The 21,962-nt window shown below is 36.5% G+C and carries 20 protein-coding genes; all 20 read right to left on the bottom strand.

What is annotated here, in order from left to right; all coding sequences use genetic code 11:
• Positions 1–144: 144 nt before the first annotated feature.
• Positions 145–2,538: a GumC family protein gene (locus tag ACFQ1G_RS06155; protein WP_380737634.1), complete on the bottom strand. Its 2,394-nt coding sequence runs from the start codon at positions 2,536–2,538 to the stop codon at positions 145–147.
• A 3-nt stretch (positions 2,539–2,541) separates the two neighbouring features.
• On the bottom strand, positions 2,542–3,327 hold the full coding sequence (locus ACFQ1G_RS06150; RefSeq protein ID WP_380737632.1) for a polysaccharide biosynthesis/export family protein: 786 nt from the start codon (positions 3,325–3,327) through the stop codon (positions 2,542–2,544).
• Between the two features lie 128 nt (positions 3,328–3,455).
• Positions 3,456–5,456, bottom strand: a complete 2,001-nt coding sequence (locus ACFQ1G_RS06145) for a polysaccharide biosynthesis protein (protein ID WP_380737630.1) — start codon at positions 5,454–5,456, stop codon at positions 3,456–3,458.
• A gap of 71 nt (positions 5,457–5,527) precedes the next feature.
• Positions 5,528–6,511 carry a UDP-GlcNAc--UDP-phosphate GlcNAc-1-phosphate transferase gene (locus ACFQ1G_RS06140; protein WP_380737628.1) on the bottom strand — a complete coding sequence of 328 codons (984 nt, stop codon included), beginning with the start codon at positions 6,509–6,511 and terminating at the stop codon, positions 5,528–5,530.
• 4 nt (positions 6,512–6,515) lie between these two features.
• On the bottom strand, positions 6,516–7,439 hold the full coding sequence (locus tag ACFQ1G_RS06135; RefSeq protein ID WP_380737626.1) for an NAD-dependent epimerase/dehydratase family protein: 924 nt from the start codon (positions 7,437–7,439) through the stop codon (positions 6,516–6,518).
• Positions 7,440–7,457: 18 nt separating this feature from the next.
• Positions 7,458–7,859, bottom strand: coding sequence for a hypothetical protein (locus ACFQ1G_RS06130; protein ID WP_380737624.1), 402 nt, complete (start codon positions 7,857–7,859; stop codon positions 7,458–7,460).
• Between the two features lie 161 nt (positions 7,860–8,020).
• The gene (locus ACFQ1G_RS06125; RefSeq protein ID WP_380737622.1) at positions 8,021–8,854 is read right to left on the bottom strand and encodes a glycosyltransferase family 2 protein; all 834 of its coding nucleotides are present in this window, start codon (positions 8,852–8,854) and stop codon (positions 8,021–8,023) included.
• Between the two features lie 29 nt (positions 8,855–8,883).
• A complete protein-coding gene (gene wecB / locus ACFQ1G_RS06120; RefSeq protein ID WP_380737620.1) occupies positions 8,884–9,981 on the bottom strand; it encodes a non-hydrolyzing UDP-N-acetylglucosamine 2-epimerase in 1,098 nt (365 codons plus the stop codon).
• Positions 9,982–10,029: 48 nt separating this feature from the next.
• Complete coding sequence (gene rfbB, locus ACFQ1G_RS06115; RefSeq protein WP_380737618.1) at positions 10,030–11,079, bottom strand: dTDP-glucose 4,6-dehydratase; 1,050 nt, start codon at positions 11,077–11,079, stop codon at positions 10,030–10,032.
• Between the two features lie 52 nt (positions 11,080–11,131).
• Entirely contained in the window at positions 11,132–12,019 is an 888-nt protein-coding gene (gene rfbD / locus ACFQ1G_RS06110; RefSeq protein WP_380737616.1) for a dTDP-4-dehydrorhamnose reductase, read from the bottom strand.
• Positions 11,988–12,584 carry a dTDP-4-dehydrorhamnose 3,5-epimerase gene (gene rfbC, locus ACFQ1G_RS06105; RefSeq protein ID WP_380737614.1) on the bottom strand — a complete coding sequence of 199 codons (597 nt, stop codon included), beginning with the start codon at positions 12,582–12,584 and terminating at the stop codon, positions 11,988–11,990. Before rfbC ends, rfbD begins: the two co-directional genes overlap by 32 nt.
• A gap of 4 nt (positions 12,585–12,588) precedes the next feature.
• Positions 12,589–13,467 (bottom strand): glucose-1-phosphate thymidylyltransferase RfbA, encoded by an 879-nt coding sequence (gene rfbA / locus ACFQ1G_RS06100; protein WP_380737612.1) that lies wholly within the window; start codon positions 13,465–13,467, stop codon positions 12,589–12,591.
• A gap of 33 nt (positions 13,468–13,500) precedes the next feature.
• Positions 13,501–14,100, bottom strand: a complete 600-nt coding sequence (locus ACFQ1G_RS06095) for an acetyltransferase (protein WP_380737610.1) — start codon at positions 14,098–14,100, stop codon at positions 13,501–13,503.
• Between the two features lie 7 nt (positions 14,101–14,107).
• Complete coding sequence (locus tag ACFQ1G_RS06090; protein ID WP_380737608.1) at positions 14,108–15,202, bottom strand: glycosyltransferase; 1,095 nt, start codon at positions 15,200–15,202, stop codon at positions 14,108–14,110.
• Positions 15,203–15,212: 10 nt separating this feature from the next.
• On the bottom strand, positions 15,213–15,620 hold the full coding sequence (locus ACFQ1G_RS06085; protein ID WP_380737606.1) for an acyltransferase: 408 nt from the start codon (positions 15,618–15,620) through the stop codon (positions 15,213–15,215).
• 55 nt (positions 15,621–15,675) lie between these two features.
• Entirely contained in the window at positions 15,676–16,872 is a 1,197-nt protein-coding gene (locus ACFQ1G_RS06080) for a glycosyltransferase (RefSeq protein WP_380737604.1), read from the bottom strand.
• On the bottom strand, positions 16,872–18,065 hold the full coding sequence (locus ACFQ1G_RS06075; protein WP_380737601.1) for a glycosyltransferase family 4 protein: 1,194 nt from the start codon (positions 18,063–18,065) through the stop codon (positions 16,872–16,874). The genes ACFQ1G_RS06080 and ACFQ1G_RS06075 overlap by 1 nt, the downstream gene beginning before the upstream one ends.
• Positions 18,066–18,138: 73 nt before the next feature.
• Complete coding sequence (locus ACFQ1G_RS06070) at positions 18,139–19,083, bottom strand: O-antigen ligase family protein (RefSeq protein ID WP_380737598.1); 945 nt, start codon at positions 19,081–19,083, stop codon at positions 18,139–18,141.
• A 226-nt stretch (positions 19,084–19,309) separates the two neighbouring features.
• Entirely contained in the window at positions 19,310–20,476 is a 1,167-nt protein-coding gene (locus ACFQ1G_RS06065; RefSeq protein ID WP_380737596.1) for a glycosyltransferase family 4 protein, read from the bottom strand.
• Positions 20,477–21,949, bottom strand: a complete 1,473-nt coding sequence (locus tag ACFQ1G_RS06060) for a lipopolysaccharide biosynthesis protein (RefSeq protein ID WP_380737594.1) — start codon at positions 21,947–21,949, stop codon at positions 20,477–20,479.
• Positions 21,950–21,962: the final 13 nt, after the last annotated feature.

The following is a 21,962-nucleotide window of genomic DNA, read 5'->3' as shown; positions in this document are numbered from 1 at the left end:
GCGGCTCAGTGTGACAAATGTTTTTAAAACTAAAGGCCAACAGCGAATAGCTAATGGCCAAATAGGCGGCTCAGTGTGACAGTCAGATGTGAACAGAAACTTCTCCGAACTCTGAACTAACGACTCTCAACTATTGACTAACGTCTACCAAAAAGCAACCTTATTCTTCACCTTATCCCAGAAACCGGTGGTTTCTTCTCCGTAGGCGTAGCCGTATTTGTTCCCGTAACCGAAGTTGGCGGCCTTTACATCGTTTAGGACGAAGCTAAGATTCTTAAGTTTGCCTTCGTTGCGGGAATCGACCGCGAAATTGATAAGTTTCTTTTCGGTATAGCCCGCACGGGAAACGTACAGGGTAAGATCCGCGTAATGATTGATCAGGAAGGTATCGGTCACCAGCAAGGATGGGGCCGTATCCACGATCACGTAGTCATACAAGCTTTCCAGTTCGGCGAACAACTGGGGTGTTTTTTTGCTTCTCCATAGCTCCGACGGGTTAGGAGGAATGGTACCTGATGCAAGGATATCCAGGTTGGGGTGGAACTCAGAACCTGTGATCAGCTCTTCAAGTTTCAGGTCGTTATTTACAAGATAATCACTAACCCCGCGGTATTGTCTAGCGTCAGTTTCGTAACGTTGTAACTGGGGATTCCTTAGGTCAGCACCTACAATTACTACTTTTTTTCCGGTATTTGCAAGGGTTAACGCGAAATTATAAGACACAAAGGTCTTTCCTTCTCCTTTAACTGAAGATGTAACACAAATAGAATTTCCGCTAGGTTTTTCGGTGTAATTAGCCAGGAGGTATTGCAGGTTGGTGTGCAGGATGCGGAAAGATTCTCCCAGCACAGAGCGGTCATTTTGCAACACCATCTCGCTGTCGTTCTTTCCAATACTCGGGATCTCTCCCACTATAGGTATTTCCCTGGTAATATCTTCAATATCCCCTCGCTCCTGGAGCTTATTATTTAGAAGCTGTTTCAGGTAAATGAACAGGAAAGGGATGAGTAATCCAAGAATAAAGGCTGCCAATAAAATTATTTGTGGTTTTGGAGATACAGGAGTGTTGGAACTGTATGCCGCGTCCACGATCTTGGCTTTGGGAGCCGTCACCGCAAGTGATAAGGAGGTCTCTTCTCGTTTCTGTAGCAAGTAAAGATATAGCGCTTCCTTGATGTTCTGCTGCCGCTCAATGTTTCGGAACTGTTTCTCTTTGGAAGGCACCTTCGCGATCTGCGCGTCTATTTTCGCTTCCTGGGCATCCAGATCCTTCTGGGCAATGCGCAGGGAAGTCCGGAGGTTATTTAAACTTTGAAGTACGTTCGCGCGTATCTGGTTGATCTGGTTGTTCAGGTTGACGATCACAGGATTCCGCTCGGTGGAACCGGCCAGGATACGATCCCTTTCCAGCACCAGTTGGTTATAGGACTGGATGATACTTACCACCCCTTCTTCCTTAAAACCCAGGTTGGAAGGTAGCAGCCCGTTCCCTTCATCAGACTTCAGGTAGTCGATCATGGTATTCGCCAGTTCCAGCTGGGTTTCTACTTCCAGTTGACGATTCCTGAAGTCACTGGCATTTTCAATGAACAGTTCAGATTCCGCTTCAATATCGGTAAGCTTGTTCTCTTTCTTGAAGGCTTCCTTTCCGGTCTCCACCGAATCCAGTTCACGGGTAATGATCTCCAGCCGGTCCTCTATGAAGTTAGCGGTGTTCATGGATACCAGGTTCTTGTCCTCAATGGCCTCGCTGTTATACTGCCTTACCAGCTGATCCAGCAGGTGTTGCGCCTTATCCTTTACCGGGTCCTCCAGGCTAAGTTCGATGAGGCTTGAATTCTTGTCGGTCAGGTTTACCTGTAACTTTTGGCGGTATCCGGCCGCGACGGCATCAATGCTATTGAACTGCACGCTGATCTTTCCTTTTTCCCGGGATTCGGAAATTTCACTTAGACTATTGAAATTAGGAGTCACGGAAATTTCCGCATAAGGCAGGCTGAAAGCCTCTCCGAAATTCATTTTTTTCCGGAAATCTGAATCCTTCATGCTTACCACAAAAGTGGAATCTGAAATGATGTCGAAATATAATGCCTCCGGCTCTTCGATCTTTTCAAATCTTTCCCGGTCGAAAGCCAGGACCTGGATGTTGAAGGGTCGCTCATCATAAAGTTCGGTCGTGCGAACCATGCCTTCCTGGAAGTATCTCACGTTCAGCTGCAGCTCTTTTACCACGTTGGTCATTAGGCGTTTGGACTTGAGGATGCCCAGTTCATTTTCGATGGAACCGCTGCCCATTCCGCCCAGCATGCCCATATCGGCAAAAGCAGAAAGTTCAGAGGAGAGTCCTCCTTTTTCTTCCTCCTTGATGATGATGGTGGTAAGGGTATTGTATGTAGGGGTTGCGTAGCGCAGGTACAGAAACGCGCCGGCAAGACATACCAGTACCCCGGCTACAAAAAGAGGCCATCTGCGCAGGTAATTCTGTAGTTCTTCCCTAAGGTCTATTTCTTCTTCCTGATGTTGATTTGGGTGTGCCATAAGTTAGCGGATTATTACGATGATCAGTGAGATAAGTACAGAAGCGATGGAGATGTAGACCGAAGCGTTCCGGTTGTAACTGGCGCCTTGCATCTGGGCTGAGTTAGGTTCCACATACACCACGTCATTCTGTTGTAAATAGTAGTAGGGGGAGTTCAGGAAATCACTTGTGGTGAGATCCACGGTCTTGTATTCTTTGGTGTCTCCGGTTTCGCGCAGGATCATCACATTGTCCCTGCGTCCGTAGATGGTAAGGTCACCTGCCAAGCCAAGAGCCTTTGTAAGGCTCAGGCGTTCATCGGGAACGGTATAGGTACCGGGGCGGTTTACCTCTCCCAGGATGGTAACCTGGAAATTAATGAGTTTGATATTTACGATAGGATCCTGGACGTAAACAGAGATCTCTTTTTTCAGCTTTTCAACCAGTCCCTGCCGGGTAAGGCCGGCTACATGCACGGTTCCCAGGACCGGGAATTCTATGTTCCCGTCACTATCCACCAGGTAACTCTGCAGTTGCATATTCCCCGAAACGCTCCCGGGATCACCTATTCTCGGCGCTGCAGTAATCGGCAGGTTAAAGGGTTGTACTGCCTCCATATTTGCCGCCGAAACTGTAATGGTAAGCAGGTCATTGGTCTTTATTTTAAGATCGGCTTCAGCAGCATCTGCGTGCATCTCTAATTCTTCCATGTTCTGGAAGTAAGCGATCTTTTTTCTGGAAACACAGGAGGTGGTAAGTAAAATGGATAAAATTCCCAATAGGAGTGGTGAAAAATGGTTTTTCTTCATGGTATTTTTTAATGGGGGTGCAAAAATAGTATTTATGAATTTGATAGCAACTGGTAGGGAAAGATTTGTTGCTAAAGTAACAGATTTGTTACAAGGAGTTCTTTAAGTTATTAAATTGGTGAATTTAATTAAACAGAATTCATGGTATTGGATGCGATTTCGGAAAAATCTATTTTATCTAACCGTTTTAGCTTATCCAGATTTTCAAAACTGGAATTCCTGCTTACAAACTCAGGCACTAATTCCTTGAGCAACATCACCATTTGGTTTTTATCATTCATCCTGACAGATGCCTTGATCAGCTTTTTAGTCTTTGCTTCCACTTCCGAAAAAGGAAGCGGAGAGTCTTTAGCGATCATGATCTTTTCGTTATGAGTAGGTAGGGTAGTAGAGGTGTCTCCCAGTAATTCTTCAAATAATTTTTCTCCCGGTCTTAGGCCGGTTATCTGAATATCGATATCCGTATATGGTTTAAATCCGGAAAGCCTGATCATCCTTTTGGCAAGATCCAGAATTTTAACAGGTTTGCCCATGTCAAATACAAAGATCTCTCCTCCCTGCCCCATTGTCCCGGCCTGCAGAACCAATTGGCATGCTTCCGGAATGGTCATAAAGTACCTGATTATTTTTTCATGGGTGACAGTTATAGGTCCGCCCTGGGCGATCTGCCTTTTAAAATGAGGTATCACAGACCCGTTAGACCCTAGAACATTCCCGAAACGGGTGGTTATAAATTGGGTTTTGTTTTCCTTTTCATTTTGAAAGGATTGCACGAACATTTCCGCAGCCCTTTTGGAAGCACCCATTACGTTGGTAGGGTTCACAGCTTTATCGGTGGAAACCATGACGAATTTTCTCACTCCAAATTGACTGGACAATTTGGCCAGGATCACCGTGCCCAGGATATTGACCATGATGGCTTCGCGAGGGTTCCTTTCAATAACCGGCACGTGTTTATAGGCGGCAGCATTAAAAACCACCGAAAAATTATATTTTTTGAACAGAGCCTCCATTCTGTATTTATTACTGATGGTGGCGAGTACCGGTTTGAAATTCAGTTTCGGAAATTTTTCTTTTAGTTCCAGTTCCAGGTCATATAAGGGAGATTCTGCCTGGTCCACCAGGATCAGTTTCTTTGGATTATACGGGGCTATCTGCCTTACCAGTTCACTTCCGATTGATCCGGCAGCACCGGTGATCAAAATTGTTTTTCCGCTAAGATCCCTACGAATAGAATTATTGTCAAGATTAATAGGTTCCCGGTCCAAAAGATCCTCGATCTCTATGGCTTTTATTTGTTGAGTAACCTGGCTCGCTGAACTCCATTCTTCAACATGAGGTGCGTTAAAAACCTGGAGATTACAGGCGAAGCAGTCATTCACTATTTGATTTTTTTCCTTTACAGATAAGGTTTTTCCAATTATCAGGACTCCGTCTATCCGTAAATTTTTCAAAGTCTCCTGTAATGAGGAAGTGACTGCTATTACCGGTTTTCCAGCAATACGGATATTTTTAAATTTCTTTTGAGACAAAAAGGCGATAAGTTCATAATTCTGCCCGGTTTCTGTGGCTAAGGCTTTTCCTAAGGATATGGAAGCATCCTCCACCCCAATTATGGCTACCTTTTTTTTACTTTTTTTCCCGATCAAATCTTTATATGTCACATATAATTGTTTAATGAAGACCCGAAAAATTAAAAGGAAAGAAAAGGACAGAACAGTATATAAAAGCAGCCCTGCCATTATAAAGACTTTGGTTCCCGTGATGAAATAAATACCGTAGTCAATGATATTGACCAGAGCAAAGGTACTTAGAGAGGCCAGGGTTAGCTTGTAAATATCCGTAAAGGAGGAGTGCCGGATAAGGCCGGAATAAGTTTTGAATAAGTAAAAGAAAAGTATGTTGGTCGAAAGAAGGAGAAATATCTTATGTTGGGTGACCCCTGAATCAAAATTTACATTTACTGCCTGTAGTACGAACAAACTAATTACCAAAGCCAGGCAAAGAAGGAATATATCTATAATGAAAACCAGGTACCGGGGTAAATAACCAATTTCAGAAAGATTAACCTTTTTAAGCTGCTCCTGCATCCTAACTGAAAGATAGGTTGGGTTTAAAATGGATTTCATGAGTTGTGAATTAAATTAAAGCTGCAGGGGAGAATTATGAGATATTTGAATAAAGTAGGGGGACTTTAAAATTATTTTTTCTCGTAAGAGAACTGCGGTTGTTCTTGTTTTCTGCTCCAAAACAAAAGTGCAAAATAGATCAGGGTTAATGTTCCCAGTAATAGGAAAAAGATCAGGTATTGGTTTTTCAGACTGGCAGATGATGAAAATAAAACGATTAGATTAATAATCAACTGAACCATGGCATATCCTCCGGCGACTTTCAAATGACTGATTCTTGCTTTATCGACAAGATGTTGATACAGATGCTGCCGATGTGCCTCAAAAATATTATCTGTTTTTAATGCCCTTCTTAAAATTGTCAATCCAGCATCGATACCGTAAACAGCGGTCAAAAGAAGAATAAGAGGGGAGTTGGTAACCACCAGAAATTTTATCCCAATGAAAAGAATAATACCGGCAAGGCTGATACTTCCTATATCTCCGGCAAAAAACTTTGCTTTAGTCCGAAAATTAAAATAGCCAAAAATTATAAGGGAGATGCCGGTAAGGATAATTAAATCTTTGTCAATTACCTGCACTAATTTTTCATTAAGAATCCAGAAACCCTGAAGAACAGCAAGGCTATACATGCCGGTAATTCCATTGATGCCATCCATGAAGTTATAAATATTAATAAAACCTACTGCAACAATAGCCAAAACGAACAACATGTAAAGGGGGATGGAGTCTAAACTAAAAGAATAGAACATTAAATATATTCCTAAGAACTGAAAAGGTAATCTTTGGATCGCCTTAAGAGAAATTAAGTCATCAATAAAACTCAATATGGAAATTATACTTAGACCGAGAATAAAATAAGTATGCTGGAAATCGGAAAGTATATAAAATAAAATTGCCGCAAAGAAGAATAAGATTCCTCCGCCTCTAATTATGGGAAAATTATGGCTGCTTCTCTCATTAGGAAAATCCAGGATATTGCACAATTTGGCTACTTTTGAGTAAGAAAGTGCCAGAATAATGAAAAGAATAATGGAAAGAAAATAGGTTAACATAATTTCAAGAATTAAAGGATTGAATTGTGTGTTTCATACCTGTTCTGGTTTCGTACGGCAATTTAGTACCTAATGCCTGCACGCATTTCTTGTTGGAAATAACATAATTTTCGGTTAGTTTTTCCAGTCTTTCATTATTAAAAGGAAGCTTTAGAAAGTCTCCTGCCAGGGCTAACCCTTGAATAATTCCTTTAGGAATTGAAAAGATGCGGACTCTTTTTCCGGTTACTTCACCAATTATCTCAACCAGTTCTTCGGTCGATAAAGGATTGTCATCAACAACATTATAAATACCGGATTCCGGTTTGTTTATGATTAATTTCTCAATTATATAGCATAAATTGTTTACTGTCAAAAAGGAACGCTTATTTGAATAGTTTCCTAAAGGATATGGAATTCCTTTGGAAACCATATTGTACAGTAGATTAAGATTACCTTTGTTATTAGGGCCATGTATCATACCGGGCCTGAGAATATATAGCTTCTTGTTTTCTGGTAGATCCTGACTTAATAAAAATTGTTCAGCGGCCAGTTTCGACTTTCCATACGGAGTAATCGGGTTTGGTAAGACGTCTTCATCAAGAATACCCTGGAAGGCATCAGCTACTGCTTTAACAGAACTTAAAAAAATGAAGACCTCACATTTACTTTCTATGAATTTCTCAAATAAGGTTTTCGTTAATTCAAAATTGACCTTAAAATAATCTTCTTCTGAACTCACTTTTTTTATGTCATGAGCTTTTCCGGCTAAATGAATAAATGTGAAAAATTCATCCAGTTTTTTGCCCGTTAAAGATGAAAAGGAAAGGATATTCTTTTCTAAATTCTCATTCCTGGAAAGTCCGGTGATGTCGAAATTACTCTTTAAATAAGGACTGAGATTGGAACCTACAAAACCTGTAATCCCCGAAATAATAATTTTTTTCAAAAAGAGAAATTTAATGAACTACATAAAAGTCTCGAAGTACCATCTACTTTTGTCGTAGACATAGGTGTCTAAATTCTCAGGATATTTTCCTTCTATCAAGCACTTCAGGAAAGCTTTATTATCCAGAGACTTAAAACCTACAGCAAAGCCGGGAGGAATATGAAGAGTTTCTCCTTTTTTAACTATGAATTCTCTAACGGTTAAATTAAAAGAGGGATTATTCCAATCGTCAATCTCAACTATCATGAAGAGAAAGGCTCCATCTGAAGCCGTGTACCACCTGTTGTTATATTTGCTACCATACCATGCATTGAATTCATACCGGGTAATATTTTCTATTAACTTTAGTCTTTTTTCCGGATTTGTTGACTCCGTTACTTCTAGGAGATCTAATTCTGTTTGGGAAAAGTCGTCGACCATGTTCATTGGATTCATACAGTTAGATTTGGTTATAATTTCCTATTAATGAATTCTTAATAAAGAAGAACAAATCTATAAAATTTTGTTAAGCATCAAGAAATTTAACCGTTAAAAAAAGCCAGAAGAGGAATTTCAATTGGATCTTGTTAGGTGGAAATATATTAACATGTGCTTGACTTTAATGAGAGAGCTTTTGTAATTGTAGTGTTAATTTTATCTCTTTCATGATCAAAAAACCATCCCCATTTGTTAAAATAAGTAATTGCCGAAGAAAAGAAAATTTTAAATAATTTTAAGTTTTTATTTGCTCCACTTTCATAACCATGATATACAGAAACTTTAGGGAAGTAAAGGGTTTTATATTTTTCATGTACCCTACGAGATAGATCAAAATCTTCGAAATACATAAAGAATTTTTCGTCGTAGCCTCCAATTTCCTCTATTATTTTTAAGTTGAGAAGTGAAAAACAACCTGAAAGAATAGGTACTTCTATAATCTCATTTCGAGAAACATTTCTCAATTCATACTTACAAATGAATTTTTCGAAAGAAGCTTTAGGCCATTTTAATTTTCGACGTAATATAGAAAAAGGACTTGGAAGTAATTTTGGGAGATATTGTATTTCTCCTGAAGCAAATAGCACTTCCGGCATCATCATCCCGACATCTTTATTCTTATTAATATAATTTATCATTGGTGTAATTATATCTTCATTGAAATAAATGTCAGGGTTTACCACAAAATGAAAATCAAATCCCGCTTGAAGGCTTAGTTCTATTGCCATATTATGACCTGCCCCAAAACCAATATTAGAATTATTAAAATGGTAAATAATTCTTTTATCATCTTGAAAGAATTTTTCCAATTCTTTATTAGGGGAATTATCAATAATATATAAAGTCCATTCTTGCGATGTTTGTTTTATAGAATTTAGGACTTTGTCTAAATCTGCAATTAATGTATTATATGTGACGATTGAAAGACTAACTTTCATATTATTTTTTTAAAAAGTTATATATAATCTTAAAACTCTTTATTATTACTGATTTCCAAAAGATATTTTACAATACGTTTCGCAGTTTTTCCATCCCAGAGAGGTATTTTCTTACCTTGTTTCCATTCCCCTGCAAAAAGTTTTTCCATTGCCGGTTTTATGGCTTTCGGATTCGTTCCAAGTAATTCATTTGTTCCAAAGGTCATAGTTTCCGGTCTTTCTGTGTTATCTCGGAGAGTCATGCAGGGCACCCCCATTACAGTAGTTTCTTCAGTAATTCCTCCCGAATCAGTAACTACTGCTTTTGCTCGTTCTACTAAATAATTGAATTCAAGATAACCCAATGGTTCAACCATATGCAGTCGGGGATGAGAAACGCCTAATCCCTGAAGGATCTTAGCCGTACGTGGGTGTACCGGAAAAACCAAGGGTAAATTTCCTGAATGGGCTATGATCTCATCCATGAGTTCCTTTAATTTTTCTTCTTGGTCTACGTTAGCAGGGCGATGCAGGGTCATTACCAAATATTCCTTATCCTTTAAGTTTAACTTTTTCCATATCTCAGGTTGCTGAAATCTCGGTCTTTGCTTTAGAAGCGTGTCGATCATCGTATTTCCGACATAGAAGATCCTCTCTTCTTCGATCCCTGAAGATCTTAGATTATTATTAGCGATCTCAGAAGTAGTAAAGAAATAGTTGGTGATACTATCTGTTACTAATCTGTTTATTTCTTCGGGCATGCTCCAGTCACCGGATCGTATACCTGCTTCCACATGTGCAACTTTGGTGTGAAGTTTTTGTGCCACTACTGCACATGCCATAGTGGAGGTGACGTCACCTACTACCAATACCAGGTCTGTAGGATTTTCATGGAGTTCCTTTTCAAATCGCACCATTATATTGGCGGTCTGCTCAGCCTGGCTTCCGCCTCCCGCTTCCAAATTAACATCAGGTTCCGGAATTTCCAATTGCTCGAAAAATGAGCCTGACATTTTTTTATCGTAATGTTGACCTGTATGTATTAATCGAAATTTGATATAGTTTCCTGAATTTTGGATTGCATGAATTATAGGTGCGATTTTCATAAAATTCGGTCGCGCTCCAGCAATTATTGAAATTTTCAACATATTAAAATATGGGATTGTTTTTAGCGTGATTATAAGTTGCTGCAATTCTTAAATTGCAGTAGTGTGTCTATTAGATATAAATTCTATATTCTTTAATAAATACCATTCAATTGTTTTTTTTATCCCACTTTCAAAATTCTCATCTGCTTTCCAGCCCAGGTTAGTTTCTATCTTTGTAGCATCTATGGCATAACGACGGTCATGACCGGCACGATCTTCTACATAAGTTATTTGTTCTAAATAGCTGCCGGTAGCCTTAGGTTGTAAGTTATCCAGTATTTCACAAATGGTTTTCGCTATATAATTATTGTTCCGTTCGTTACGCCCCCCTATATTATAGACTTCACCTGACTGCCCTTTATTAAAAGCAAGGTCAATGCCTTTTGCATGATCCCGTACATACAGCCAATCCCGTATATTTTTTCCGTCTCCATAGATAGGGATATTTTCTCCGTTTATAGCTTTTCTTATTACCGTAGGGATCAGCTTTTCATCGTGTTGTTTGGGACCATAATTATTCGAACAATTGGTGATTATGGAGTTCATTCCATAAGTATGATGGTAACTGCGAACGATCATGTCAGATCCTGCTTTGCTGGCACTATATGGTGAGTTTGGGGCATAGGGAGATTCTTCGGTAAAGAGACCGGTTTCTCCTAGCGTGCCGTATACTTCATCTGTTGAAACATGTAAAAAACGACTGCCTTTATATTCTTCTTTATAATGAAAGGGTTTTTCCATCCAGTACTTATAGGCAACGTCAACCAAAGTGAAAGTTCCTCTGACATTGGTTTCTACAAAAATCCCCGGATTTTTTATTGAATTATCCACATGAGATTCGGCGGCAAAATGTATTACTCCGGCAATATTATGGTCTGCGAAGATCTTCTCTACCAGTTCCCGGTCACAAATATCACCCTGGATAAAAGTATACCTGTCATTTTCCGCAACCTCTTCAAGGTTCCTTAGGTCTCCTGCATAGGTAAGAAGATCAAGGTTAACCAATTTACATCCAGGATTTGAATCCAGGAAATAAGGAATGAAATTGGAACCTATAAAGCCGGCTCCGCCGGTGATGAGTATTGTTTTTTTTGACATGTTTATTTTCTTACAATTAGTTCTCGATACAAATTAATTCCTGCTGCCGCAGTTATGAATTCAATCGAACTGACGTTTCTTTTAGTTTTTGAATACAGATTTTTAAACTATCCTTCCAGTTAGGAATATTGTAATTTAATTCTGTGGTGATCCGGCTTTTATCCATCAGGGAGTAATAAGGTCTTTTTGCAAGAGTTGGATAAGCTGTAGTTTGTATAGGATTTACCTCACATTCCAACCCTGCATCTGCCATGATCTCTCTTGCAAAATCATACCACGAGCAAACCCCTTCGTTGGAGAAGTGATATACAGCCACCTGGTTAGTTTTCACTTTCAAACCCCTGGATAAAATAAACCTGGCCAGGTCTCTCGCATAGGTTGGCGCCCCTACCTGGTCACATATTACATTTAATTCTTTTCTCTCCTTACCCAACCGAAGCATCGTTTTCACAAAATTGTTACCAAAGGAAGAGTATACCCACGAAGTGCGGATGATCATCGAATTTTTTGGATTAACGGTTATCAAAGCTTTTTCACCTGCTAATTTTGTGTTTCCGTAAACGTTAAGCGGATCAGTAGGATGATCTGTAGGGTAGGGGCGAAATCCTTTTCCGTTAAAGACATAATCCGTGGAAATGTGTATTAAGCGAAGATTTTTTTCGACTGAAATTTCGGCCAGGGATTTTACAGCCAGGTGATTGATCTCATCTGCAAGCTTGGGTTCTGATTCTGCTTTATCTACCGCTGTATAGGCCGCGCAATTAACAATAGTCTCTATTTGATTTGAAGTCACAAACTCCTTCAGAGCTTTTTTATTGCAGATGTCCAGATCCTCCCTTGAAGTGAAAAAGAATTCATGATCCGGATAATCCGAGGCAAGCTCTTTTAATTCAGAACCAAGTTGTCCCTTAGATCCTGTGACCAGAATATTCTTCTTCATATAAATTTTGAAAATAGTCAAAGGTTTCGGCATCCTCGAATAAGGGTTGGTTTAGATCTTTTTCAGAAAGAACCAATTTACCATAGGATAGCTTCCAGTCTATGTTCACTTTTTTGTCACTAAATAAAAATCCTCTGTCGTAAGACGGAGCATAGAAGTTGTCACATTTGTATGCGAAAGTGGCCGTTTTAGATAGAACAACGAAGCCATGAGCAAATCCCCGGGGAACGAACAATTGCTTTTTATTTTCCGAACTGAGTTCTACAGCTACGCTTTTTCCGTAATATGGCGAGCCTTTTCTGATATCTACCGCCACATCAAGAACGCTGCCTTCAAGGACTCTGACCAATTTTGATTGTGTGAATGGAGGTAGTTGATAATGCATACCTCTTAATACACCAAAGGAGGATTTCGATTCATTATCCTGGCAAAAATCAACTTTGAATCCTAAGAATTCTTCAAGAGAATCTTTTCTAAAGGTTTCACAAAAATAACCGCGATGATCTCCATAGATCTTTGGATTGCAAATAACCACATCTGGAATTTGTGTTCTGGTGAAATTCATAGATTTACTTTTTCTCTGCTCTTTTTAGTAAATACTGACCGTAACCATTCTTCTTAAGGGGATTGGCAAGTTCTATAAGTTCTTCCTTACTGATGTATCCTTTTTCGTAGGCTATCTCTTCAATACAGGCTACTTTTAACCCTTGTCTTTTCTCAATGGTGTGAATGAAATTAGAAGCTTCCAGCATCGATTCATGGGTGCCGGTATCTAACCACGCATAACCTCTTCCCATCAATTCTACTTTAAGATTTCCGTTATTTAAATAGGCTTCGTTAATAGAGGTGATCTCCAGTTCTCCACGATCACTTGGCTTTACATTTTTTGCGACTTCCACTACTGAATTAGGGTAGAAATACAATCCCACAACTGCATAATTACTTTTAGGGTGTTCAGGTTTCTCCACAATACTGGTTACGTTTCCTTTTTCATCAAATTCAGCGACTCCATATCGCTCAGGGTCATTTACGTAATAACCAAATACTGTGGCTTTCCCTTCTTTCTCGACATTTTCTACTGATTGTTTTAACAATCCGCTAAATCCATGTCCATAAAATATATTATCCCCCAGAACAAGACATACATCATCTGAGCCAATGAACTCCTCTCCAATAATAAATGCCTGTGCCAGTCCGTCGGGACTTGGCTGGACTTTATATTGAAACTTCATTCCCAGTTCTTTCCCGTCTCCAAGTAATTTTTCGAAATTTGGAAGATCTTCCGGAGTGGATATGATAAGCACCTCTCTTATTCCTGCCAGCATCAGAACGGATAGTGGATAATAAATCATGGGCTTATCATATATACTTAGAAGTTGCTTAGAAACTCCTTTGGTAATAGGGTAAAGACGGGTGCCTGATCCGCCGGCTAAAATTATTCCTTTCATTTAATTATATTTTGTAATAAGCAGAAACTGTTTTTACACTTTCACCCACTGCTTTGAAGATGTGTCAAACTCTTTTATAACCCTGGCAGGTGAGCCTATCGCAATGGAATGCGGAGGAATGCTTTTAGTGACGACAGACATAGTGCCAATTATAGAGCCTTCACCGATTCTTACACCTGGTAAAATAGAAACAAATTCTCCTATCCATACATTTTTTTCAATATGAACTTTTTTTGAAAATAATTTTCTTGATGCTGGAGGAGTGTTAGGGGCATCACAATTCTTTCCTGAATAAGAACCATGATTATGATCCGTAATAAATACTTTGCTGGCAATTAAAACATTATCTTCAATAATGATGCTATTGATAGCTCCAATGTGGACGTAATCGTTAAGTTGCACATTCTTACCAATTTCAATGATTGGTAAGCTATTTTGGTTTAGTGGAAATGCATCTATTCTACAATTATAACCTGTAGTAAAACCAGAATCAAACTTTATATATTTCTTACCCCTTAGCCTAAAAGGAAATCTAATTAATCTTGCTTTGGGAAAAAGGATTTTTGTACCTATAAAAAACAAGACTAAATTAATCAAGCCTAACAGACTATAACTCTGAATTAGTTTTTTCATATTTTTTCTACGACAAAATTGATTTGCAGATTTTGATATATTTTTCAGCCTGGGTTCGAGAGCTGTCAAAAGTTTGAAGTTGCTTCTTTCCTAAGTTGACTAAAGATTGATAAAGAGAATTATCGTTGAATAATTTGTTAATTTTTTCTGCAATATCTTTAGGATCCAAATTATCAAAATATATAGCTGCTTCCCCACATACTGAGGTTGCAAAAGATAAATTAGAAGTTAAAATAGGCTTTTCCATTTTCATGGCTTCTGCATAAGATGCTGAAAAACATTCTAGATGAGTAGGTAAAAACATCGCGTCACAATGATTATATAGCTCAGGAGCTTTCTCAGCCGGCACATACCCATGATTAATTACAGATGCTTCTAAACCATTAAAGAGGTATTGGTATTCCCCATCTTTTAATGTGACATGAAACTCATATTTGAAGGCGTAATTTTCTAAATACGGAATAACTTTTCTAATTATCTCAAAATTTTTATTTGGCCTATAGGTGCTCAACATTAACAATCTCTTTGTTGTGTTGGAATTCCTGTTTTCAGGAGTCGCGAGATGGTATTGATATCCTGCGCCATTAGTTACAATAAAGGTTTTATTTTTTGGCACAGATAAATTTGACCATAATCTTTCCTTAATATCGGAGGTTTGAACTACATAATAATCTGCTTCTTTAATGGTCCAAAATTTTTTGTAAACCATTTCCAATTTGGTTTTGTAGGAATAATTTTTTACGTAGGAAAAATCATTGTAAACTAAGTGTCCTAAAGCGAAACCAACTAAATGTGGGCTTTTGGGACGCCAATAAGAAGGGCCTACAAAAGAAAATACAAGATCTGGTTGAAATTCACTCTCAATATTTTTTAAAATCTTTCTTGTTTGGATTAAATATTTAAGTTCAGCGGGGCTATGATTTAAAAGTTTGAATTGATAATTTTCTGGGAAGCTAGTAATATCTAGTTCATTTTTAACATGGTGATTAAGAATTATAAGATACGAGTCTTGGCCAAATACTTTTAACTCATTCAGGAAGGAAATAGCCCTTTGAAAAGCTCCACCAGGCAATAGGTTGGCGGTATTAATGATTAATTTCACGAAGTTGCTTTTAAATTTTTTTTAATTTCTTCGCAGGTACTCCACCGTAAATGCAATTCGATTCAGGTAAGGAATTTGCAACAATACTTCCTGCTGCTAAAACTACATTATCAGGAACTTTTACACCTGGTAAAACAATAACATTTGCGCCAATCCAAACTTGGTTACCAATTTCTATGTTTTCTGTAAAATGTCGTTCCTTTTCATTTTTCCTAAAATTAAGATTACCGGTAATTATCATAGCATTGTAGGAAATAGTCACATTATCTTTTATGCATATTTTTGCACCTTCACATGACTGGAGAATTACACCTTTATTAATCACAACACCTTTCCCGATGTTGATGTTTTCACCTCCATAAACCGAAACACCAGAGTCACATATAAAATTTTCTCCAGTGGATTTTATCTGACTCATAATTATGAACCGAGAAATTCTACGGTGTAACCCTCTTTTAATTCTTATAATGTTTCTAATCAGCCTCATTTTGCAGGGTTTTTAATAACACATCTCCCCAAGTTTGTTCCCAAGTCAAATTATCGACGACATATTGTCGAGCATTATTTTTTAATTTTTCCTGCATTGATTGATCATTCTCTATGCTTGCTATTTTTTCTGAAAGATCTAACTCGTTATTTGATTCAAAGAGAATACCGTTAACTTCATCTTTGATGACTTCTCTATTACATTCATAATCGGGAGCAAGAACTACAGTTTCTGCTGCCATGTATTCCATTATTTTAATTGGGCAGATAATATCAGTAGAACCTGGTAAAATTGTAATATCCATCATAGATAGATAATGAGGAACTAATTCTTTATCAATTCCATCAAGCATCATAAACTTTTCTTTTGGCAAATTAAATTCCTTTGCAAGAGCTTTACACTCTTTATATTCTTTTCCGTTACCGACAAGCACAAAAGTTATATTGTTTGATTTTTCTAAAGTTAATTTGGCTGCTTTAACCAATAAGGAAGTATTATGGTAAAAGGCATAACTTCCCAAATAACCCACAACTATTTCGCTTTGCGGGATATTTAATTCTTTTCTAACCATTAAACCTTTATCTTCCTCCTTTTTAAATTCATTAGGGTTTACAGCATTGAGAGCTACTTTTATCTTTGCGCTTTCAATTCCCTGAGAGATTAATTGATTTTTTAAAACACTTGACTCTACAACAATAAAATCAGCTTCATTTAATTTTTTCTTCTCATAGTATGAGGCCAGAAATTTGAAAAAAGAATATTTGTAGTTGAGTAAATTATCTTTCCATTCAAGAACAAATGGAACATTCTTTTTTTGAGCTAATTTTAGACCTGAGAAATGAAGCCTGGCAGATCTTTCCCAAATTAGATTAAGATCTTTTTGTTTATATTCTTTTTTTAATTTTTTATATAATTTAAAGTTGTGGGTAATATCTCTTAATTCAGAGTATGAATTTACTAGGAGTGAGAGCCATTTTATATTACGGTATTTTGCATCGTAATGGTGTTGGCTCCCATATTTTATAACTTCGCTATCATTTTTTTCTATAATGTCTCGTCCAAATTGAGTATGAACTTCAACTCCTATTTTTTGCCACACTGAGATTACTTCTCCAATTTTGCGTCCAGGGTTTTTTGAAGAAAAACTTCTTCCTCCAACAACATATAAGATTTGATCTTTCATTAATTTATGAACTGAGATATTAAGTTTAAAAGATTTTCTTTATATAAATCACTACCATATTCTTTCAATGCTAATTTTCTACCAGTATCACCCATTTTTTCTCGTAATGCTGGGTCTTTCAAAAGAAGGATTGAATATTTAACTAAAGATTGTATGTCTTGTGGAGGTGTTAAAAATCCAGTTTGATTATGTTTTAGCCATTCTGGAATTCCCCCAACATTGCTTCCGATACAGGGTAATTTACATGCCATGGCTTCTGGACCTACAAGACCAAATTGTTCTTGCCAAATACTTGGCATTAAAAAAACATCACTCGTTAAATAGAATTCTCTAACCTTATTACGGCTAATAAAACCTGCAAAATCAACATTATTAGTTAAATCCAGCAATTCTGCCTGTTCCTTTAATTTAACTAGTAGTTTTCCTTTGCCTCCAATTTTTAAAAGAACATTTGGAATTTCTTCTTTTATTTTTTTTAAAGCAGGTAATAAAAACTGTACACCTTTCACATCTGCAATTGCTCCTAAAAAAACTAAGGTAGGGCGTTCATTTTTTACTTTTATAGGTTCTTCCAAAAATTGTTGATCTATTCCTAAAGGAATATAGGTAGAATTGGGTAGTCCTAATCTTTTGGCACTATTTAGAATATTTAAAGATGGGCAATGAAAAGCATCAACATTTTTTTTTAACGCTTCCCAATACCGATTTTTCATATTAATGTAAAGTAGGTTGGAGGCAATATCCATACATCCTCGTTTGCTGCATTTTGTGTCAATACCCAATTCACATGGTCCAGAATTTTTTAATCCCCCCCAACCAGTAGAACAAAAAAGCGTAGGGCCATGAAGAGTCTGAATTACCGGTACATTTTCTAACGCAGTTGAGTTGTACACTGCGACAGGAAATTTTGATATGAGGTGAATGTGAATTAAATCTGGGGCAATTTTATTAATTATGGAAGTGACCTCTTTTTTTATCTTATAGCCCATTAAAAACTTGTCAACCTTTTCTTCAACTCTATTTGTGGGTATTTGGATAACGAAATCTTTACCATAATAAGATTCTTCCTTTCCAAAGCTTAAGGTATAGACATCAAATCCCGATTCTATTAAAAGTTGTTGTTCAAATTTTAAGGCGGCATCCCCGCCACCACTAAAATGGATATGATCGTTAATTAAAAGTACTTTTTTCATTCTGTTCTTTTTGCTGTAGGGAAGTTACTTTAGGATTAAAATTAGTGACTAGAAAACAGTAAATACAGAGAAATTAAATTTTGGAAGCTTTTTCAACTACAGGAATTGTGTTTTGTTTGTGAAACATCAGGTCTTTTTCAAAGAAAACAAGTGTTACCCAAAATAATTTATCATTTAAAATGGTTATAGTTAATAAACTAACTATTAGGTACAAGGGAATAAAGAACCATTTTTCAAAATCCTTCCTTGAAATTTTAATTATGAATAGCAAGAAAGGTATTAAGAATAATAAACCGAAGTATCCTGTAGAAGCTACTATTTCGGCAATAAAAGCATGTGCGTTTTGCGTTACTGCATATAAATTATTACCGTAATCTCGAATACCCTCTTTTATATTGCCATACCCAATACCAGTGGGATATTCTTTCACAATATCCAGACTAGTTTCTATAAAGCTATAGCGTTCTTTTCCTGAATCGTCACTTCCCTTAACTTGATCTATAAGATTTGAGTTGTTAAAACGATTTTTAATAGTTGTATAACTAATATTAAAGATGTAGATGCCAACAACTATGAAATTGAATATGATAAAAAATTTTAAAAGAGGATTTTTTAGAGACTGAATTTTTCCTTTTAAAGAGGTGAAGTTTATAATTAAGGCTATTAGAAGTAATATAATGTTTCTTCTTGATCCTGATAATATTAAGAAAGAAGTAGTGGTTAGAAATACTAGAACGTAATTCAGTTTAATCTTTTTATATTTTAACATGTAGTACAAAGATGCACTGAATCCTCCTAAGTAAAAAATTCCTCTAATATTTGGATTTAAATATTCTGTAAACAATCGTCCTTCGGTAAAATGAACTCCTCCTAAAATAAAGAGGATAATAAGAGGATAGGCATTAGCAATTAAAAAATCCAATACCTTACCAGGTATATATAATCTTTCGGCGGCCATAATTACCATTAGGACGCCGAATAATGTAAAAGAATCACCATCCCAGCCAAATTTGTCCATAAAAATAAGCTGGTTGATCAAAGAGACTAAAAATATTAGTAGAAAAAATTTCGTAGTAAATGTCGTCCTTGTTGTTTTCTTTTTGAACATCGCTACAACAAATAACAATATTACTATAACTGTAGACAGGTGATGAAAGGGTGGAAATGAAATTAAAACGCTAGTAATAAAAAAAAGATACCATAAATTTTTTATATTTTTTTCTCTAATGATCACTCTACTAGGTTTAGTTCTTAATTTTAGATATACCCCCAGTATTTACAAATGACTGGTAAATTCCCGACAATTTTGGTTTCAATTGTTCCCGAGAGTAATTTTCTAAAACAAATTGGCGTAAATCTTTTCTCGCAGGTAGGTTTTTTGTCTGGCTTATACTTAAGATAGCTTTTCTTAATCCCTCAGCAGTATTATCATAATTAGTTGCTACCTCGGGTGTAAGAAGCGTCTCAGGAGCATTAATAGTACTTGTAATGACATAGCATCCACAGGCCATAGCTTCCAGCATCGATACATTTGCTGTTTCAATACGACTTGATACGATGAATATGTCATTTTGAGAATAAATTTCTCTTAAACCTGTCTGAGGAACGGCTTCCACAAGTTTTAATCTCTCTTGAGGTAAAAGATTTAAAAGATCGTTCCAAAAAGCATTTTGCGAATCCCTTTTTCCTACAATGGTTAATTGCCAATTTATGCTCTTAGGTAAAGATTGAAAGGCTTTCAATAAAACATCAGTACCTTTCCTTAGTCCAAAATTCCCGGTTGTTGCAAATTTAATTATATTCTCTTCGTTTTTATATGGTTCGGGAGAGAATAATTCTGTGTTAATTGGATTAGGAAACACATCATCAACTTTAATTTTGGTTTTATTTTCTACTTCAGTTTTAAATCCTGGGCTAACGGTATAGAACCCATTAATCTTTGATCGCATTTCAAAATAGTAGGAACCAATTCTCCAAGGAAATTTGTGATCCCAAAAGAAACCTGAAAAATGTTCTGTAACAATTACAGGAATTGAATGTTGACTTCCTAAAGAAGCAGCGCCATATCCTGCCGGCATAGAGACATGAGCATGGATTAGATCTGGTTTTCCATGAACTCTTACTGCAAATTGGTAAAGCTTTTCTATTTTAGCATTATACTTCTTCAAGCTTTTCTTATATGTAAAGAAATTACGGTGGAATCTATTCTTGGGTTCTCCAGAAGTTATGTAATAATGATTTTTAGATAATTCAATTATTTCATCGCTGCTTTTGTTTGTTTCTTGGTCTACCTGTAGTATTATAACTTCTTCAGCAACAGATTTAGCAAGTTGGATATGTGGTTTTATCCAATTACACCAATTTGGTTTATCTGGGGTAGGGTGCCAAGAAGGTATCAGAAAAACTTTCATTTAAAATAATTTTTTAACTAAAGATTTTAATTGAACTTTTAATTTTTGATCAATAAAAAATAAAACAGTCCAAAATGTTATAAAAATTAGGATTGATATAATAACTCTTAAAATTATATCGTCAATTTCCAACCTTAAAAAAGCAAGAAATATCGTTCCTAAAATCAAAGTATTAATGATAGGTTTTTTTATAGCCTTGAAAAAGTCACTTATTTTTACAGGTGTATACTTAATAACAAACAAGAAATTGGGTAATACTATAACCCACATATAGATGGCGTAAGCGATAGTTAATCCTTTTACCCCCCAGTTTATTCCTAGTAAAAATGTTAATATGAGTAAGATGGAATTAATCCATCCCCATTTAACTATTCTTTCGGTTTGGTTCAGGGAGGTGAGAATCCAGCCAGTTGTGCTTAACATGGGCTGCCAAAATGCTGCGAAGCAAAGGATTTGATATAGTTCAATAGCGGGAACCCATTTTTCACCCAAAACAATTAAAACTACATCCCTTCCTAATATTCCTAATGTGGTTATTAGAGGTAATGTTAAATAGGCAATAAGCATTAATGAATTTGAATAATGTTTTCGAAAATCATTCGGATTCTTTTGGAGCCTACTTAATGTTGGAACCATTACGCTAGTTAATGGAGCAATTAATTGTCCAATTGGTAACATCATTAAGGAGTAGGCTCTACTATAAAAACCCAGACTAGCTGCACCTACGAGTTTTCCAATAATAATATTATCTCCAGTTCTTGCAAAGTAATTAATGACTCCATAAACGGTCATATTTTTGCCGAAATTTAATAAGTCTCCTGTGTTAGATTTTTTTTTATAAAATTTAGGTTTCCATGGCAGGACAATAAGTACTCCAATTAAATAAAAGAAGCTTATGATAATCGGTAAGAGTACTAAAGGCCAATAATTTTTCAATTTATATGCTATCATAATTGAAATTACCGATCCTATCAATTTTGCAGAGACATCTATAATAGCTAATGAAAAAAAATCCATTTTGCGTCTAAGAAGGGCTTGATGTTGGATAGTGAGTGCTCCAATAAATAATCCAATTGATGAAAAAATAAGTATGCGCTTAATTTCTGGCTCCATAAAAAAATCAGCAACCAATGGAGATATAACAACTACTAGGCATGCTAAGCCTATTCCTATTAAAATATTTATCCAGAATAAGTTTGAAATTTGTTGTTCGTTAATTTCCTCCTTTTGTACAGTAGCCATAGATAGACCTAGATCTTTAAAAATCATTATAAAGCCTGTAATACTTCCCGCCATTGCCACAATTCCAAAACCTGATGGAGGAATAATCCTGGCCATAATACTTAATGTTCCTAACTGGATTAAAAAGTTAAGTATTTGAGCAAGAATATTAATGGCTCCTCCTTTCAATGAAATTTTTGAAAGGGAACTGGTTTTAAATTCTTTATTTAAAAGTAGATTTAAATCTTTCATTAATTAAAAATGA

Source organism: Salinimicrobium gaetbulicola, assembly GCF_042676025.1.
Classification (GTDB): Bacteria; Bacteroidota; Bacteroidia; order Flavobacteriales; family Flavobacteriaceae; genus Salinimicrobium; species Salinimicrobium gaetbulicola.
The sequence above is the reverse complement of the archived record's forward strand: the minus strand, read 5'-3'. Positions and strand labels throughout refer to the sequence as shown.